This window comes from Micrococcus sp. HG099 (assembly GCF_024723355.1).
In the GTDB taxonomy this organism is placed as follows: Bacteria; Actinomycetota; Actinomycetes; order Actinomycetales; family Micrococcaceae; genus Micrococcus; species Micrococcus endophyticus.
The window spans coordinates 31871-49626 of sequence record NZ_JANQCJ010000003.1 but is presented as its reverse complement, the minus strand read 5'-3'; the positions used below and the strand labels follow the sequence as shown (position 1 = coordinate 49626).

At 73.1% G+C, this 17756-nt stretch carries 16 protein-coding genes and 2 tRNA genes; 16 read left to right on the top strand and 2 right to left on the bottom strand.

All coding sequences use genetic code 11. The annotated features are described in order from the left end of the window. The first annotated feature begins 111 nt into the window (after positions 1 to 111). From obgE to NWP10_RS00735, 8 genes are all read left to right on the top strand, one after another. Positions 112 to 1659 (top strand): GTPase ObgE, encoded by a 1548-nt coding sequence (gene obgE / locus NWP10_RS00770; RefSeq protein WP_158494687.1) that lies wholly within the window; start codon positions 112 to 114, stop codon positions 1657 to 1659. 4 nt (positions 1660 to 1663) lie between these two features. Beyond that, on the top strand, positions 1664 to 2869 hold the full coding sequence (proB, locus tag NWP10_RS00765; RefSeq protein WP_017489124.1) for a glutamate 5-kinase: 1206 nt from the start codon (positions 1664 to 1666) through the stop codon (positions 2867 to 2869). Between the two features lie 95 nt (positions 2870 to 2964). After that, on the top strand, positions 2965 to 4314 hold the full coding sequence (locus NWP10_RS00760) for a glutamate-5-semialdehyde dehydrogenase (protein WP_017489125.1): 1350 nt from the start codon (positions 2965 to 2967) through the stop codon (positions 4312 to 4314). Between the two features lie 79 nt (positions 4315 to 4393). Further along, positions 4394 to 4615 (top strand): hypothetical protein, encoded by a 222-nt coding sequence (locus tag NWP10_RS00755; protein ID WP_017489126.1) that lies wholly within the window; start codon positions 4394 to 4396, stop codon positions 4613 to 4615. Between the two features lie 72 nt (positions 4616 to 4687). Then, positions 4688 to 5335, top strand: coding sequence for a nicotinate-nucleotide adenylyltransferase (gene nadD, locus NWP10_RS00750; RefSeq protein WP_258299524.1), 648 nt, complete (start codon positions 4688 to 4690; stop codon positions 5333 to 5335). After that, positions 5332 to 5760: a ribosome silencing factor gene (rsfS, locus tag NWP10_RS00745; protein ID WP_017489127.1), complete on the top strand. Its 429-nt coding sequence runs from the start codon at positions 5332 to 5334 to the stop codon at positions 5758 to 5760. Before nadD ends, rsfS begins: the two co-directional genes overlap by 4 nt. Before the next feature lie 17 nt (positions 5761 to 5777). Further along, positions 5778 to 6476: a histidine phosphatase family protein gene (locus NWP10_RS00740; RefSeq protein WP_258299523.1), complete on the top strand. Its 699-nt coding sequence runs from the start codon at positions 5778 to 5780 to the stop codon at positions 6474 to 6476. A 121-nt stretch (positions 6477 to 6597) separates the two neighbouring features. Further along, positions 6598 to 6673, top strand: a tRNA-Ala gene (locus NWP10_RS00735). 86 nt (positions 6674 to 6759) lie between these two features. Here the strand turns inward: NWP10_RS00735 and NWP10_RS00730 are convergent. Further along, a complete protein-coding gene (locus NWP10_RS00730) occupies positions 6760 to 7890 on the bottom strand; it encodes an oxidoreductase (RefSeq protein ID WP_017487856.1) in 1131 nt (376 codons plus the stop codon). Between the two features lie 169 nt (positions 7891 to 8059). Between NWP10_RS00730 and NWP10_RS00725 the strand changes: the two genes are divergently transcribed. Further along, positions 8060 to 8132 (top strand) — tRNA-Ala (locus NWP10_RS00725). Between the two features lie 246 nt (positions 8133 to 8378). Next, positions 8379 to 9458: a hypothetical protein gene (locus NWP10_RS00720; protein ID WP_258299522.1), complete on the top strand. Its 1080-nt coding sequence runs from the start codon at positions 8379 to 8381 to the stop codon at positions 9456 to 9458. A gap of 96 nt (positions 9459 to 9554) precedes the next feature. Here the strand turns inward: NWP10_RS00720 and NWP10_RS00715 are convergent, their stop codons facing one another. Beyond that, positions 9555 to 10247 carry a TetR/AcrR family transcriptional regulator gene (locus NWP10_RS00715; RefSeq protein ID WP_017487858.1) on the bottom strand — a complete coding sequence of 231 codons (693 nt, stop codon included), beginning with the start codon at positions 10245 to 10247 and terminating at the stop codon, positions 9555 to 9557. A gap of 161 nt (positions 10248 to 10408) precedes the next feature. Between NWP10_RS00715 and NWP10_RS00710 the strand changes: the two genes are divergently transcribed. The 6 genes from NWP10_RS00710 (at position 10409) to NWP10_RS00690 (ending at position 17649) form a co-directional block, all read left to right on the top strand. Then, positions 10409 to 11941, top strand: coding sequence for a flavin monoamine oxidase family protein (locus NWP10_RS00710; protein ID WP_258299521.1), 1533 nt, complete (start codon positions 10409 to 10411; stop codon positions 11939 to 11941). Between the two features lie 26 nt (positions 11942 to 11967). Next, a complete protein-coding gene (locus tag NWP10_RS00705; protein ID WP_017487860.1) occupies positions 11968 to 13629 on the top strand; it encodes an APC family permease in 1662 nt (553 codons plus the stop codon). Continuing rightward, positions 13626 to 15011 carry an NAD-dependent succinate-semialdehyde dehydrogenase gene (locus NWP10_RS00700; RefSeq protein ID WP_017487861.1) on the top strand — a complete coding sequence of 462 codons (1386 nt, stop codon included), beginning with the start codon at positions 13626 to 13628 and terminating at the stop codon, positions 15009 to 15011. The genes NWP10_RS00705 and NWP10_RS00700 overlap by 4 nt, the downstream gene beginning before the upstream one ends. Positions 15012 to 15309: 298 nt before the next feature. Next, positions 15310 to 16761 (top strand): deoxyribodipyrimidine photo-lyase, encoded by a 1452-nt coding sequence (locus NWP10_RS00695; protein ID WP_017487862.1) that lies wholly within the window; start codon positions 15310 to 15312, stop codon positions 16759 to 16761. 241 nt (positions 16762 to 17002) lie between these two features. Further along, complete coding sequence (locus NWP10_RS12465; RefSeq protein WP_158508123.1) at positions 17003 to 17398, top strand: recombinase family protein; 396 nt, start codon at positions 17003 to 17005, stop codon at positions 17396 to 17398. Beyond that, positions 17293 to 17649, top strand: a complete 357-nt coding sequence (locus NWP10_RS00690; protein WP_375162454.1) for a recombinase family protein — start codon at positions 17293 to 17295, stop codon at positions 17647 to 17649. Before NWP10_RS12465 ends, NWP10_RS00690 begins: the two co-directional genes overlap by 106 nt. Positions 17650 to 17756 lie beyond the last annotated feature (107 nt).

Below are 17756 nucleotides of genomic sequence, written 5' to 3'. Positions count from 1 at the left end.
CCCCCCCCCCCCCCCCCCCCCCCCCCCCCCCCCACCCCCCCCCCCCGCCGTGCGCGTCCCCGGCCTCCGTGGCCGCCCGTCCGACCCCCCTCCAGCTCAAGGAGCACTCCCATGGCAGCCTTCGTGGACCGCGTGGTCCTCCACCTCACCGCCGGCAACGGCGGGCACGGGTGCGTCTCCGTGCACCGCGAGAAGTTCAAGCCCCTGGGCGGTCCCGACGGCGGCAACGGCGGCAACGGCGGCGACATCACCCTGGTGGTGGACTCCCAGACCACCACCCTGCTCGACTACCACCACGCCCCGCACCGCTCGGCGGAGAACGGGCAGCCGGGCATGGGCGACCACCGCGCCGGCAAGCACGGCGAGTCCCTCGTGATCCCGGTGCCGGACGGCACGGTGGTCAAGGATGAGCAGGGCAACATCGTGGCCGACCTCGTGGGCGAGGGCGCGTCCTACACCGCGGCGGCCGGCGGCCAGGGAGGCCTCGGCAACGCCGCGCTGTCCTCGGTCAAGCGCAAGGCCCCCGGATTCGCCCTGCTGGGCCTGCCGGGGGAGAGCCGCGACCTCACCCTGGAGATCAAGACGGTCGCCGACGTCGCCCTCGTGGGCTTCCCCTCGGCTGGGAAGTCCTCGCTCATCGCGGCGATCTCCGCGGCGCGCCCGAAGATCGCCGACTACCCGTTCACCACGCTCGTGCCCAACCTCGGCGTGGTCCAGGCCGGCGAGGTCCGCTTCACCGTGGCGGACGTGCCCGGGCTGATCCCCGGCGCCTCCGAGGGGCGCGGCCTCGGCCTGGAGTTCCTTCGCCACGTGGAGCGCTGCGCGGCCCTCGTGCACGTCCTGGACTGCGGCACCCTCGAGTCGGACCGGGACCCGATCGCCGACTTCGAGGCCATCGAGGCCGAGCTCGAGGCGTACGCCGTGGAGCCCGTGTTCTCCCAGGGCGGCGAGGGCGTGGTGCCCCTGAACGAGCGCCCGCGCCTGGTGGCCCTGAACAAGACCGACCTGCCCGACGGCGCCGCGATGGCCGAGATGGTCCGCGCCGAGCTCGAGGGCCGCGGCCTGCGCGTGTTCGACATCTCCGCGCTGGCCCGCGACGGCCTGGAGGCGCTCAAGTACGCCATGGCCGGGCTCGTCACCGAGGCCCGCGAGCGGGTCCCCGAGCCCGAGCCGGCCGCCCCCGTGGAGGTGCCCCGCCGGCACCGCCGCAAGGGCGAGCACGCCGAGTTCACCGTCCGCCGCGAGGAGCGCAACCTCGAGCCGCTGTTCCGCATCCGCGGCGAGAAGCCGGAGCGCTGGGTCGCCCAGACCGACTTCCAGAACGACGAGGCCGTCGGCTACCTGGCCGACCGCTTGCAGCGCGTGGGCGTGGAGGACGCCCTGTTCAAGGCCGGCGCCACCCCGGGCGACGCCGTCGTGATCGGCGACGACGCCTCGGGCGTGCTCTTCGACTGGGAGCCCACCCTGTCCGCCGGCGCCGAGCTGCTGGCCGGCCCGCGCGGCACCGACCTGCGCCTGGACGAGCGCACGCGCGCCACCCGCGCGGAGAAGCGGGCGGAGCAGGACCAGCGCCGCGCCGCCCGCGCCGCCACACGCGCCGAGATGGAGGCCGAGCGCCGCTCCGGCCTCTGGACCGAGACGTACGACCGAGAGGACTGATCGCATGAGCGCACGCCGCACCGTCGTCACCCGCTACCCCACCCCCGCCACCCGTGGCGCGGAGGATCCGCGGGCCAACCCCGTCACCACGCGGGACACGATGGCCGCGGCGCGCCGGGTCGTGATCAAGATCGGCTCGTCCTCGCTCACCACCGCGACCGGCCTGGACGTGGCGGCCATCGACCGCCTCGTGGACGTCATCGCGGAGCTGCGCGGGCGGGGCACCCAGGTGGTGCTGGTCTCCTCGGGCGCGATCGCCGCCGGCTTCCCGCACCTCGGCCTGGACCGCCGCCCCAAGGACACCGCCACTCAGCAGGCGGCCGCCGCGGTGGGCCAGGGCCGGCTCCTGGCGCACTACACGCACAGCTTCGGGCGCCACGAGACGGAGGTCGCGCAGGTGCTGCTCACCGCCGAGGAGCTCATGCGCCGCACGCAGTACACCAACGCGCACCGCGCGCTGGCGCGGCTGCTCACCCTCGACGTCATGCCGATCGTCAACGAGAACGACGCCGTGGCCACGCGCGAGATCCGGTTCGGCGACAACGACCGCCTCGCCGCGCTCACCGCCAACCTCGTCAAGGCGGACCTGCTCGTGCTGCTCTCGGATGTGGACGCGCTCTACACGGGCCACCCCTCGCTTCCGGACTCGCGCCGCATCCCCGTGGTCGCCACGGACGCGGACCTCGAGGGCGTGGACGTGCACGTGCCCGGCTCGGCCGGCGTGGGCACGGGCGGCATGGTCACCAAGGTTGACGCGGCGGGCATCGCGGCGACCACCGGCATCCCCACCCTGCTCACCTCGGCCCCGAACGCTGGCTCGGCGTTCGCGGGGGAGGACGTGGGCACGTGGTTCGAGGCCACCGGCCGCCGCCGGTCGGCCCGCGCGGCCTGGCTGGGCCTGACCGCGGAGGTGCGCGGCCAGCTCGTGATCGACGACGGCGCGGTGGCCGGCGCGATCGACCGCGGCCGCTCCCTGCTCGCCGCGGGCATCACCGGCCTCAGCGGCCGGTTCACGCCGGGCGACGTCGTCGAGATCCTCGACGCGACCGGCCGCGTGCTGGCACGCGGGCTCGTGCAGTACTCCTCGTCCCAGCTGCCCCGGATGCTCGGGCGCTCCACGTCCGACCTCAAGGAGGACCTCGGCGCCGGCTACGACGGCGTGGTGGTGCACGCGGACGACTGGGTGCGCCTGGCCCCGCCGCGCCGCTGACCCCGGTCCCGGGGCGCGGGCGGCCCGACGGCGCCGCGCGTCGCACGACGCCGCGGCCTCGTTCCGGGTCCGGTCATCTCGGTAGGGTGGGCGGCATGGAGAACCAGGAGAGCACCGCACCCCAGGACCAGTCCGCCGGCCAGGAGGCCGAGGCCCCCTCGCAGGAGGTCGTGGACGCGATCCGCCAGCGCGCGGAGTGGGCCCGCCTGGCCGTCCCGGAGCTGGCCACCGCGGGCCGCACCCGCAAGGACGCCGTCCTGCGCCACATGGCCGAGTCGCTGCGCTCCAACGCGGCCGCGATCATCACGGCCAACCAGGAGGACCGCGCCCGCGGCGCCGAGGCCGGCACCTCCGCCGCCCTGCTGGACCGCCTGAAGCTGGACGAGCCGCGCGTCGAGGCACTGGCGCTCGGCCTCGAGGCCCTCGCCGCCCTGCCGGACCCCGTCGGCGCCGTCGTGCGGGGCGGGACCCTGCCCAACGGCGTGCGGATGACCCAGACCCGCGTGCCCCTGGGCGTGGTGGGCGCTGTGTACGAGGCGCGCCCCAACGTGACCGTGGACATCGCGGGCATCGCCCTGAAGTCCGGCAACGGCGTGATCCTGCGCGGCGGCTCGGCCGCCCAGAGCACCAACGCCGTGCTGATCCAGGTGCTGCGCGAGGCCCTGGCGGACCAAGGCTTCGACCCCAACGTGGTCCAGGGCATCGACGACCTCGGCCGCCCCGGCGTGGCCGCCCTCATGGCCACCCGCGGCGCGGTGGACGTGCTCGTGCCGCGCGGCGGCCGCGAGCTCATCCAGCGCGTGGTCCGCGAGGCCCGCGTGCCCGTGATCGAGACGGGGGAGGGCAACGTCCACCTGTACCTGGACGCCTCCGCCCCGAAGGACATGGCCGTGGAGATCGCCCTCAACGCCAAGACGCACCGCACCTCCGTGTGCAACGCCGCCGAGACCCTGCTGATCCACCGCGAGGCGGAGGAGACCGGCCGCGAGGTGCTGCGCGCCCTCATGCGCGGCGGCGTCCTGCTGCACGTGGACGAGGCCGCGAAGGCCTGGCTGCCCGGCCCCACGGACCGCGGCGACCACGCCCGGGACGCGGTGGACGCCACCGAGGAGGACTGGGGCACCGAGTACCTGGACATGGACATGGCCGTGCGGATCGTCGACTCGCTGGACCAGGCGATCGAGCACATCGGCCGCTGGTCCACGGGCCACACCGAGGCCATCGTCACCAACGATCTCGCGGCGGCCGAGCAGTTCATCACCGAGGTGGATGCGGCGGCCGTGATCGTCAACGCCTCCACCCGCTTCACCGACGGCGGCGAGCTCGGCCTCGGGGCCGAGGTCGGAATCTCCACCCAGAAGATGCACGCCCGCGGGCCCATGGGCCTGGAGGAGCTGACCACCACGAAGTGGATCCTGCGCGGCGACGGCCAGGTCCGTCGCTGACCGGCGCTAGGATGGACCACAGGACCCCTGCGGCCCGGCCTCGGCCCGGCCGTCTGACCCGTTGCACCGAGGAGCACCCATGCTGAACACCTCTCTCGTCCTGGCCGCCGCCGAGGGCCACCACGTCGTGAACGAGCTGCCGATCCCCACCGTCTGGTACGGCATCATCGTCTTCGCGCTGCTCATGGCCGCGCTGCTGGCCACCATGTCCATGCGCTCGCGCGCCCTGCGCCTGCCCGAGCCCACCACCGCCGTGCAGCACCACGGCACCGGCCACGGCTCGCACACCCCTGGCCACTGACTCCGCATCGGACCGCCGCGCCGTCCCGGACCCCCGGGGCGGCGCGGCGTCCTGCGGACTCCGCCTGAGCGCATGGCCGTCGCCTCCCGCACCACCGCCTCCGAGCCCACCGCCGGAGGCGCCCGTCGTCGTCGCCTCGGCATCATGGGCGGCACCTTCGACCCGATCCACCACGGGCACCTCGTGGCCGCCTCCGAGGTGGCCGCCGAGTTCGAGCTGGACGAGGTGATCTTCGTCCCCACGGGCCAGCCGTGGCAGAAGTCGGACCGACAGGTCTCCCCTGCCGAGGACCGCTACCTGATGACCGTGGTGGCCACCGCCTCCAACCCCCGGTTCACCGTCTCCCGCGTGGACATCGACCGCCCCGGCATGACCTACACCGTGGACACCCTGCGGGACCTGCGCCGCCTGCACCCGGACGCCGAGCTGTTCTTCATCACCGGCGCCGACGCCATGGGCCAGATCCTCACGTGGAAGGACGTGGACGAGCTCTGGGACCTGGCGCACTTCGTGGGCGTCACCCGCCCGGGCCACGACCTCACGGACATGGGCCTGAAGGACGACGTGTCCCTCATGGAGATCCCCGCCATGGCGATCTCCTCCACGGACTGCCGGGAGCGCGTCGCCCGGGGCCGGCCCGTCTGGTACCTCGTGCCGGACGGCGTGGTCCAGTACATCGCCAAGCATCATCTCTACGTCTCGGATGAGGAGACCCCTTGACCGTTCCCCAGACCACCCTGGACGCCCTCACCGTCGCCGCGGCCGCCGCGGCCGACAAGCTGGGCACCCACATCGTGGCGTTCGACGTCGCCGAGCGACTCGGCCTCACGGACGCCTTCCTGATCGCCTCCGGCGCCTCCGAGCGCCAGGTCAATGCCATCGTCGACGGCGTGGAGGAGGCCCTGCTCAAGGAGGAGCAGCTCAAGCCCCTGCGCCGTGAGGGCCGCTCGGACGGCCACTGGGTGCTGCTCGACTACGGCCACTTCGTGGTCCACGTCCAGCACCGCGAGGACCGCGAGTTCTACGCGCTGGACCGCCTGTGGAAGGACACCCCGGCCATCGACCTCGGCCTCGCCGAGGAGCACACGCGGCCGGACGCCGCTGGCGAGGGCGCCGCGGACGACGCCGCCCCGCACGCCTCCTGAGCGGCCCGGGGCACGGAGTGCGACTGATCCTGCTGCGCCACGGCGAGACGGACTGGAATGCGGGCGACCGCTACCAGGGCCGCACGGACGTGGAGCTCAACGCCGTGGGGGAGCGCCAGGCCCGCCGCGCCGCGGTCGGGCCCGTGGGCGACCTCCTCGAGGAGGCCGCCGAGCTGGTGGCCGTCGCCTCCCCGCTGGCGCGGGCCCGCCGCACCGCCGAGATCCTCCTCGAGGCGCGCGTGGGCGCGGCCGACCTGGCCCTGGACGAGCAGCTCATGGAGCTGCACGGCGGGGACTGGGAGGGGCTGGAGCTGACGGCGATCGCGCAGCGGTGGCCCGAGGAGCACCGCAGCTGGCGCGCCGTCCCGGCGCTCGACGCCGGACCCGTGGGCGGGGAGACTCTGCGCGCGGCCGGCGAGCGGGCGCTCGGTGCGCTGCGCGGCCGCGTGCCGCAGCACTGGGCGGCCGGCGCCGGCGCCGGCACGGCGGGCGACCCTCACGACGACGGCCGGCAGGGTGCCCGCACCCTGCTCGCCGTGGCGCACGGCGGCGTGATCCGCGCGGCCGTGGGGCTGCTGCTGCGCCACGAAGGCGAGGCGTTCGCGGCGCTGGAGCGGATCGACAACGCCCGCGCCGCCGTGCTGCAGGGCGCGTTCACTGCCGACACCGGAGCCGAGGGCTGGGGCGACTGGACCCTCGAGGGCTACAACATCTGAGGGCGCCTCGGCCCGGACGCCGATTTGGCGCCCGCGCGGGGACCGTGTACGCTGGTCGAGTTGCCAACGAGGCGAACGGGTCGGAAACGGCGCGTGAACATCGCGGGTGACGCCCACATCTGGGGGTATGGCGCAGTTGGTAGCGCGTCTGCATGGCATGCAGAAGGTCAGGGGTTCGAATCCCCTTACCTCCACCAGTCAGAAGGCCCGGTCCACACGGACCGGGCCTTCGTCGTCGTCGGGCTCCTGTACGGCCCAGGAAGGCGACCGCCGCCCTGCGACATCACCGCGTTGCAGCACTGCGGTGATGTCGCTCCGCCGCGGTCGGTGCGGGGGACACACCCGGGAACGCGGCGCGCTCCACCGCCGTGAGCGCGGGTTCCACCGCACGACCCTCCCGCGCCGAGGCGACGGCGGCCTCGAGCACCGCCATCACGGCGACGGCCTGGTCGGGGGTGGCGGCGTCGCCGTTCGGGCGGCCGAGGATCGCGTCGCGCACGCCCGCGTAGGACCGCTGCTGGGCTCCGGTCGGCGCGGGGATGCGCTCGATGTTCCCCTCCCCGTCGTGCAGGAGGATCGGGTCGGGGTCGACGCCCCAGCCCTCGGCGTCGGGGAGCAGACCCGCGCTCAGTTGAGCCTCCTGCCGATCCGGCAGTTCCTTCACCGCGGTGCCGCGCGTGCCGTGGACCGCGAAGCGCGGGCTGCCGCCGGCCACGAGCATCGACGCCTGCAGGACCACGCGCCGGCCCGGGTACTGCAGCACGCAGTGCGTCCAGTCCTCGACCGGGGCGCCCGGGCGCAGGGCCGCGAGGTCGGCGTCCACGCGATCGGGGACGCCGAAGAGCAGGAGCGCCTGGTCGACCAGGTGCGGTCCGAGGTCGAACCAGATGCCGCCCCCGGGCACCGCGGCTTCCCGCCAGCGGTCCCGGACGGTCGGGCGGAAGCGGTCGATCCGGGACTCGAGGTGGACGACGTCCCCGAGCCGGCCGGAGCGGACCAGCTCGGCGATGCCCAGGAAGTCGCTGTCGAAGCGGCGGTTCTGGAACACCCGCAGCACCCGCCCCGTCGCGGCCGCGAGGTCGCGCAGCTCCCGCGCCTCGGCGAGACTCAGCGTGAACGGCTTGTCCACCACCACGTGCTTGCCCGCCCTCAGGGCCGTGCACGCGAGCGGCGTGTGCTGGTCGTTCGGGGCGGCGATCACCACGAGGTCCACGTCGTGGCGGGCCAGGAGCGCCTCCATGTCGGGCACCACGACGACGTCCGGCAGGTCCGCGTGCACCGCGTCCGGGCGACTCGAGACGACATGGGTGAGCGCGAGTCCCTCCGTGGCGTGGAGCAGGGGGACGTGGAACGTCTTCCCGGCGAACCCATAGCCGATCAGCGCGGTGCGGGTCGGTGCGTCGGTGGGGGGCATGCAGGACCTCCTGGTCTGGCGGTGGGCATGGGGGTATCCCCTGCACGCTAGGCCGTGGGGCCGCGGCGGTCCATCGACGCTGCCCGGCCGGTTTGCACGGTGGCTGCAGGCCCGGTATTCTATTCAGGTGCTCCGGCCGGTCCACCGGAAACGGAGTCACCACCCACCTGGGGGTATGGCGCAGTTGGTAGCGCGTCTGCATGGCATGCAGAAGGTCAGGGGTTCGAATCCCCTTACCTCCACCCGTCAGAAGGCCCGGTCCATATGGACCGGGCCTTCGTCGTCGTGGCAGCCGGTTCGCCGTCGAGACCCGCCGGTCACGGCCGGGTTGCGGTCCCGTGTCGATCATGCATCGACGTCGCACAGCCCTTTCACGGCGGGCTCTCGGCGGACAGACTCGAGGCGTCCCCACCCATCGAGCCCGGAACGCCGGTGCTGCAGAGGCGGGGACCGCCGGCCCTGTCCGGCCGACTCAGTGAGGAGCTGCCATGTCCGTCATCCGTACCCGTCGTCCCTCTCGCCGTCACTTGCCCGCCGCCGTCGCCGCCGCCGGCCTCATCACCACCGTCGCCCTCGCCGGCCCCGCCGCCGCCTGGGACGACGCCCATGGTCCCCAGGCCGGCTCCTTCCAGGCCGTCGACCACGAGAACGTCACCGCCGCCTTCTTCCAGACCTACGACGGCTACGACCCGGAGGACCTCACGCTCACGCTCACCCCGGTGGCCGAGGACGGCACCCGCCTGGAGGCCGGCCAGGAGGTGGAGTTCACCGCCCTGGACGTCATCGACGGCGGCGCGGTGGACGTCCTGGAGACCCGCCGCGCGCTCGGCGCGGCCGGTGAAGGCCTCGTGCGGTACGACGTCGTGGCCGACGGGCAGATGCTGAACATGGGCATCACGCTCCAGGCGGACGCCGACCTCGCCGACGATCAGGGGACGGCCGTGCACTCGGTCGACGGCCCGCAGATGACCCACCTCGGGGACCGGCCCCTGGTCTGGGACTCGGCCATGCAGCTGGCACCCGGGGTGGAGGGCGCCGAAATCGTCCACCTGGTCGCCGCGCCGACGATGGAGAACACCTACGCGGCGGTCGTGGCCGAGCCGGCCCACGGTGAGGTCTTCGCGTTCCGTGACTCGGAGCACTCCGAGCTCCGTGCCTGGTACATCCCCGAGGAGGGCTTCGTCGGCACGGACACCTTCGCCGTCGACTTCCACAGCGACCACGTCGCCCACGTCCAGACCGTCACCGTGCAGGTCGGCGAGGAGATCCCCGCCGCGTACGACGGCTTCCTCGACGCCGAGGACGGCGTCCTCAACGGGAAGCCGCTCGACCTGACCGACCCGGACACCGCTGCGGCGCTCGCCGCGTTCCGGGGCGACGAGGCCGCCCCGGCTCCGGAGGATGAGGACGAACAGCCCGCTCCGGTCGAGGGCGACGCCGACGAGCAGCACACGACCCCGGACACCGTCGAGACGGGGCAGTCCACCGGCTGGTGGCTGGCCGGCCTCGGCGCCGCCGCCGCGGGGGTGCTGGTCGCGGCCCGCCGTCGTCTGGGTCTGACCGACTGACAGCCCGCCGCGCACAGGTCCGTCGACGCGCCGCCCCTCTCACACGCAGGGGCGGCGCGTCCGTGCCGGCCTGACACGTGGCCGGCAGTCCGCGGGTCAGTCGCCGAGGCCCGCGAGCAGCAGGTCCAGTCCCTCTTCGAAGGGTGCGTCCGCGTAGGGGTTCCGCGCCCCCGTCGCGCGCGTGCCCCCACCCGCCCGGAACGCCTCGGCGGCCGCGCCGAGCGCGGGCAGCCGCTCCTGCGCCCCCGCCACCTCGAAGATGTCGGCCGGAGCGTCGACGTCGTACGCAGACCCGTAGATGAACGACTCGAGCGCGATCACCCGGGCCAGCACCTGCTCCGGCGCCAGACCGGTCCGGGCCAGCACCGCGCACACCGTCTCATAGACCCGCTGCGTCGACGGGGCACCCTCGATCGGCAGGGTGGCGATGAGCGGGATCAGCGGCGGATGGGCCGCGAAGACGTCCCGGTAGGAGCGCGCCCACGCCCGCAGGGCCGCGTCGACGGGCACCTCGCCCCGGATCGCGGCCTCCAGCTCGACGAGCGAGACCTCGCCCATCACGGCGTCCTGCAGCAGGACGAGCAGCTCATGCTTGCCGCTGATGTGGTTGTAGAGCGCGCTCGGCGCCACGCCCAGGCGACGGCCGACCGCCGCCATGGTGAGCCCTTCGTATCCCTCGGCGCGGGCGACCGCGCGCGCCGCGTCCGCGATCGCTTCGCGGCTCAGAGCGGGGGAGAGCGGTCGTCCGCGGCGGCGGCGCGTCCGGGGCGGTTCGGGGGTCTCGTCCATCCGGCCATTCTGACCCGTCGGACGGGCAGGAGGTGTCAGGCCGGCCACGGATCGGCCTTCCCTTCCCGGCGCGCGGCCCGTACAGTGAGCGCCGACACTCTAAATGAACGGCATTCACCCGGGCCCCGCCCGATGCCCCGTCCCCGCCAGAGGAGCACCCCATGACCACCGCCCCCGCCACCGCCGGCCGCGAGCGCCGGACGAGCGACGTCGTCGTGATCGGCGCCGGCCCGGCAGGCCTCATGGCCGCCCGCACCGCGAAGGCCCAGGGCCTGTCCGTCACCGTCCTGGAGGCGCGTCGGCGCGTCGGTGGCCGCACCTGGAACGGCCTGGTCGAGGGCGCCGACGGCAAGGACCACTTCATCGAGATCGGCGGCCAGTGGATCTCCCCGGACCAGACCCGCCTCATCTCCCTGGTGGAGGAGCTCGGCCTGCCGACGTTCTCCCGCTTCCGTGACGGTCGCAACGTCTATGTGGACCCGCGCGGAGAGCGCCACGTCTACGACGGCCTGGACTTCCCGGTGGCCGAGAAGACGGACCGGGAGATGGATCGCCTGATCGCCAAGATCGACGAACTGACCGCCGAGATCGACGCCGCCGCCCCGTGGGAGCACCCGCGGGCCGCCGAGCTGGACAAGATCTCCTTCCGCCACTGGCTGGAGCAGGAGTCGGACGACCCGGAGGCCATCGACAACGTCTCCATCTACATCGCCTCCGGCATGCTGACCAAGCCCTCCCACACCTTCTCCCTGCTCCAGGCGCTGCTCATGGCCGCCTCGGCGGGGTCGTTCCGCAACCTGGTGGACGAGGACTTCATCCTGGACCAGCGCGTCGAGGGCGGCATGCAGTCCGTGTCCTTGGCCATGGCCGCCGAGCTGGGCGACGACGTCGTCCTGGGCCAGCCGGTGCGCACCCTGCGCTGGGCCGAGCCGGACCCGACCACCGCGGACGAGAAGAACGGGGTGGCCGCGGACGTGCGCAACGGCGTGGCGCACGACGGCGACGCCGGCGACGTCGTGGCGCTCACCGACGACTACGAGGTGCACGCCCGCTACGCGGTCCTGGCCGTCCCGCCGAACCTCTACAGCCGCATCTCCTTCGAGCCGCCGATGCCGCGCGAGCAGCAGATCGCGCACCAGCACATCTCCATGGGCCTGGTCATCAAGGTGCACGCCGTGTACGAGACCCCGTTCTGGCGCGAGGAGGGCCTGTCCGGCACGTGCTTCGGCGGCGGCCGTCTCGTCCAGGAGATCTACGACAACACCAACCGCGGCGAGAATCTGGCCGGCGGCGCCCCGGGCGAGGAGGACCCGCACGGCACCCTCGTCGGCTTCGTCTCCGACGTGTACGCGGAGCAGATGTGGGCGCTGCCGGAGGAGGAGCGCAAGGCCGCGATCCTCGGCGCCATGGCCGAGTACCTCGGCCCCCGGACTCTCGAGCCGATCGCGTTCTTCCTCTCGGACATGGCCGCCGAGGAGTGGACCCGAGGCGCCTACGCCACCAGCTACGACCTCGGCGGGCTCTCCCGCTGGGGCCACCTCCAGAACCGCCCGACCGGCCCCATCCACTACGCGTGCTCGGACATCGCCGCCGAGGGCTACCAGCACGTGGACGGCGCGATCCGCATGGGCGAGGCCGCCGCCCTGGCCATCGCCGAGCGGGAAGCCACCGACGCGGGGCAGCCCACCGGCTGACCGGCCCGACGGACAAGGACATCCTCATGAGCGCATCCACTCCACGACGCCGCGTCGTCGACAGCGAGGGACACGAGCACGTGTACCCGACCACCTCCGCCATCGAGCAGGTCAACCTCCTCAACCCGGGCGGGGTGAGCAACAAGGGGCTCCAGGCCGGCAAGGTCGGCCTGCTCGGGGCGGTGGTGATCGGCGTCTCCGTCGTCGCCCCCGCCTACACGTTGACCTCGGGCCTCGGACCGACCATCAGCACCGTCGGCACCCACGTGCCCGCGATCCTGCTGCTCGGCTTCATCCCGATGCTCCTGGTGGCCCTCGGCTACCGGGCGCTGAACACGCGGGTGCCGGACTCCGGCACGTCCTTCACCTGGGCCACGCACGCCTTCGGGCCGTATGTCGGGTGGATGGGCGGCTGGGGTCTCATCGCCGCCTCCGTGATCGTGCTGTCCAACCTGGCGGCCGTCGCCGTCGACTTCACATTCCTGCTGCTCGCCCAGATCACCGGGAGCCAGGCCATCGCGGACCTGGCCGGCAACCTGTGGGTCAACATCCCCCTGACCCTGGTGTACCTGGCCCTGGCCGGATGGATCTCGCACCGGGGCATGGAGACCACCAAGCACCTGCAGTACATCCTGGTGGCCTTCCAGATCCTGGCCCTCGGCGCATTCGCCGTCGCCGCCCTGACGCAGTCCTCCCGTGGTGCGGGCTTCGACCCCACTCCGGTGCAGCTGGACTGGTTCAACCCGTTCACCGCGGGCGACTTCAGTGTGGTCGCGGCCGGCGTCTCCCTGTCCATCTTCCTGTTCTGGGGCTGGGACGTGACCCTCACGATGAACGAGGAGACCAAGGACCCCGAGCGCACCCCCGGCCGGGCCGCCGCCGTCACCGTGCTCGTCATCATCGCCGTCTACATCCTGTCCGCCCTGGCCGTGATCTCCTGGGCGGGCATCGGCTCCGAGGGCCTGGGCGCGGGCAACCCGGACAACCAGGAGTCGATCTTCGCGGTCCTCGCCGGCCCGATCCTGGGCCCCTTCGCCGTCATCATGTCCAGCGCGATCCTCGTCAGCTCCCTGGCCTCCCTGCAGTCCACCATGGTCTCCCCGGCCCGCACCCTGCTGGCGATGGGCTTCTACCGGGCCGTGCCCGCGCGCTTCGCCGAGCTGAGCCCACGGTTCAACAGCCCGGCCTTCGCGACCTGGGTGTGCGCGGGCTTCGCCGGCCTCTTCTACGTCGTCACGCGGCTGCTCTCCGAGAACGCCCTGTGGGACACCATCACCGCCCTGGGCCTGATGATCTGCTTCTACTACGGCATCACCGCCCTGGCCTGCGTCTGGTACTTCCGCCGCGAGTGGTTCACCTCGGTGGGCAACGCCCTCACCACCTTCCTGTTCCCGCTGATCGGCGGCCTCGTGCTGCTGGTGATGTTCTGCGTGACCGCGCTGGACTCCACCGACCCCGACTACGGCTCCGGCTCCTCCGTGTTCGGCGTCGGCACCGTGTTCGTCCTGGGCATGGGCGTGCTGGCGATCGGCGTGGTACTGATGATGTGGACGCGGCTGCGCCACCCGGCCTACTTCCGTGGCGAGACCCTGCCGCAGACGGACTCGACCCGACCCATCCCGATCATCCGTCCGGACGACGACGGCACTGCCGTGGTCCGGGACCCGAACGAGAGGACCCACTCATGAGCACCCCCACCGGCTATCGCGTGCAGGACCCCAGCACCGACCAGGTCGTGGAGACCTTCCCCGCCCTCGCCGACGGTGAGGTCGACCAGGTGCTGGCCGCCGCCGAGACCGCCCAGCGTGCGTGGGCCGCCCGCCCCATCGAGGAACGCGCCACCATCGTGCAGAAGGTCGCGGACCTCTTCGAGGAGCGCAAGGACGAGCTCGCGCAGATCATCGCCACCGAGATGGGCAAGCGCGTGACCGAGGGCGTCGAGGAGGCGGAGTTCAGCTCGGCCATCTTCGGCTACTTCGCGGACAAGGGCCCCACCCTCGCCGCGGACCGCCCCATCGAGACCTTCCAGGGCGGCCGCGCCATGATCCGCCACCTGCCCCTGGGTGTGCTGCTGGGCGTCATGCCCTGGAACTTCCCGTACTACCAGATCGCCCGTTTCGCCGCGCCGAACCTCATGCTCGGCAACGCGATCGTGCTCAAGCACGCCGAGATCTGCCCGCGCTCGGCCCTGGCCGTGCAGCAGATCATGGACGACGCCGGCGTGCCGGCCGGCGTGTACACCAACGTGTTCGCCACGCACGACCAGATCGCCGAGTTCATCGCCGACCCGCGCGTGGCCGGCGTCTCCCTGACCGGCTCCGAGCGGGCCGGCGCCGTGATCGGCGCGCTCGCGGGCCAGCACCTCAAGAAGGCCGTCCTCGAGCTCGGCGGCTCGGACCCCTACATCGTGCTCGACGCCGAGGATCCGGCGGAGGCCGCCCGCACCGCGTGGGCGACCCGCATGTACAACATGGGCCAGGCCTGCAACTCCAACAAGCGCATGATCGTCTCGGCGGACATCCATGACGCCTTCGTGGCCGAGCTGGTGTCCCTGGCGGAGGCCATGAAGCCCGGGGAGGCCGTCGACGAGGACCCGACGGTCTTCACCCCGCTGTCCTCGCGCGGTGCCGCCGAGGGCCTGGCCGAGCAGGTGGAGCGGGCCCGGCAGCAGGGGGCGACCGTCCACGTCGGCGGGACCGTCACGGACGAGGCGGGCGCCCGCTTCGCCCCCGCCGTGATCACGGGCGTCACCTCCGAGATGGACGCCTACCGCGAGGAGCTCTTCGGCCCCGTCGCCGTCGTCTACAAGGTGGAGTCCGCGGACGAGGCGCTCGCCCTCGCCAACGACTCCCAGTACGGCCTGGGCGGCGCCGTGTTCTCCCAGGACGAGGCCCAGGCCGAGCGGGTCGCCCGGCAGCTCGAGGTCGGCATGGCGAACGTGAACACGCCGGCGGGCGAGGGGGCGGAGATCCCGTTCGGCGGCGTCAAGCGCTCCGGCTTCGGCCGCGAGCTCGGCCCGCTCGGCATGGACGAGTTCGTCAACAAGCAGATGTACTTCGTCCAGGACTGACGTGGGGCCATGAGCTCGTTGCAGTGAGCGCATGCCCGCACCCGTCGCCGGACCGTGTCCCTGGCGTCGGACGTTGAAGGCTGGAAAAGCGGCCGCGGGCATGGTGGGGTACACGCATGCCCGCCCCACCCACGCCTCGCGGCAGACCCCGCCGCCTCCCGGACCGCTGCGCCGGCGGCGACGGGGCGGTGCGGTGGGGGGACGCCGACAGGAGCCGTCCACGTCAACGCCATGGGGCGGCCGTGATCGGTGAGGCCATCCGGCGGGAAGAGGGGCAGCGGGCGGAGGTGCCGGAGCGATGACGACGCTCTTGTGGCTGCGCGATGACCTGCGCACCCTCGACCATGAGGCCCTCACCGCCGCGTGCGAGGAGGGCCGTGACTCCGGCGGCGCCGTGGTGGGGCTGTGGATTCGGGAGGAGGCGGAAGTGGACGCGGACGGCGGCCGCCTGGGTGCCCGCCCCCTCGGTGCGGCCGCCCGCTGGTGGAACCACCGCAGCCTGGAGGCCCTGGGCCCCCGGCTCGAGGCCCTCGGGGTGCCGCTGGTGTTCGCCCGGGGGGACGCCGCGGCGGTGGTGCCGGCGGTGGCCGCGGGGCTCGGGGCCGACGTGGTGCGGTGGAGTCGCCGCTATGCGCCACGGTCCCGCGCCCTGGACGCCCGCATCAAGTCCATGCTGGTGGACGCCGGCGTGGCGGCGCACAGCCACCCCGGGGCGCTGCTGGCGGAGCCCTGGGAGGTCACCACGAAGGTCGGCGGCCCGTACGGGGTGTTCACCCCCTTCCACCGCACCCTCTCCGAGGTGGAGATCGCACCGGAGTTGGAGGTGCCCGAGCCCGTGGACCCGCCCGGGCCTGCCGTCCGAGATGCGCTGGACCGGCTGCACGAGGAGGGTCTGCTGCTCCGATTGCCGGCTCTGGGCCTGCTGGACGAACGCCCCCGCTGGTGGAAAGAGACCGTGGCACGGCACTGGGATCCGGGGGAGCGCGCGGCCCTGGACGGGCTGGCCCGGATGGCGCAGGGCGTGGCCCACTATGGCGCGACCCGGGACGTCCCCGCGGACGCGGACTCCACGACCGGTCTCTCCCCGCGGCTGCGCAGCGGGGAGCTGTCCGTGCGCACCGCCTGGCATGCCGTCCGCCGCGCGGCCGTGGATGGGCAGGTGTCGGCCGAGGACGCTCGGGCCTGGATCCGCCAGCTGCACTGGCGGGAGTTCTCCTGGCACCTCACCTTCCACCACACCGACCTGCATGAGCGGCCGCTGCGGCCGCAGTTCGCCATGTTCCCCTACCGACAGGATGAGGAGCTCGCCGAGGCGTGGCGGCGCGGCCGCACCGGCATCCGGCTCGTGGACGCCGGCATGCGCCAGCTCTGGGAGAGCGGCTGGATGCACAACCGGGTGCGGATGGTCGCGGCCTCCCTGTTCTGCAAGAACCTCTTGCAGCCCTGGTGGGAAGGCGAGGCGTGGTTCTGGGACACGCTGGTGGACGCGGACGAGGCGAACAACCCGGTGTCGTGGCAGTGGGTGGCCGGCTCGGGGGCGGACGCGTCCCCGTTCTTCCGGATTTTCAATCCGGACACTCAGGCCGCGAAATTCGATCCGGAGGGCCGCTACGTGGCTCAGTGGCTGCCCGAGGCCGTGCAGCCGCTCAGCGAGTACCCACCTGCGCCGGTGGTGGACCTGACGGTGTCTCGGCGGGAGGCCCTGGACGCCTACGAGGCCATGAAGGAGGCCGTCGCGGGCCGCGCCTGAGGGCAGTCGCCGGACTCGACGTCGACGGCCCCGGGGCGGGCCGCCCCACGGTTGCGTCGGGGGCGTCCCGCGCCCACCATGAACCGGACACCCTCGCACTCATCGCGAATCGAGGACCCATGTACCCCACCCCGATGACCTTCGACGTGGCGCGCGCCGCCCGCGCCAAGGCTTCCCCGGCCGTTCTCGCTGAGCGCCGCCGCGACCTCACCACCGCCAAGCTGCCCCCCGCACCCGCCCCCTGGCCCTCGCATACGTCCGCGTCTCGACCGAGGACCAGGCCGAGCATGGAGCCTTCCTCAACGCCCAGCGCGCCGCGCTCGCGGCCGAGGCCGACCGCCGAGGCTGGGACGTCGAGGTGGTGGCGGATGAGGGCCAGTCCGGCAAGTCCCTGAAACGTCCCGGCCCCCAATCCGCCCTGACCCGCCTCGACCGAGGGGAGACGGACGTCCTGCTTGCCGTCAGGCTCGACCGGGTCAGCCGCTCGGTCGCCGACTTCGCCGGGCTACTCGACCGCTGCCAGCGCCGAGGCTGGGGGCGCTGGTCCTCCTCTCACCAAACATCGACACCGCTGACCCGGCGGGCCGCTTCACGGCGCACGTGCTTGCGTCCGCCGCGCAGTATGAGCGGGAGCTGATCAGTCAGAGCATCCGGGAGGGCATGGCCCAGCGGAAGGCCGAGGGCGTCCGGTTCGGCCGCCCCAACGAGATCCCGGACGAGGTCCGCGAGCGTATCCTCCGCATGCGTGCTGAGGGCGTCCGCGTCTCCCACATCGCCCGCACCCTAACCGAGGAGGGCATGCCGACGGCCCGAGGCGGGGGCGTGTGGCGCTCCTCCACCATCGACCGCGTGCTGGCCCAGGCCGAGCAGATGGTCACAGCTGCCTAACACTCCCTCTCCGTCCCTCTCCCCGCTTCTCGGGGACGTTCCGCATCGAAGGGGACGCGGGCGCACCTGGGGCCCGCGCTCGCGGGAGAGAGACGGAGAGGGAGGAG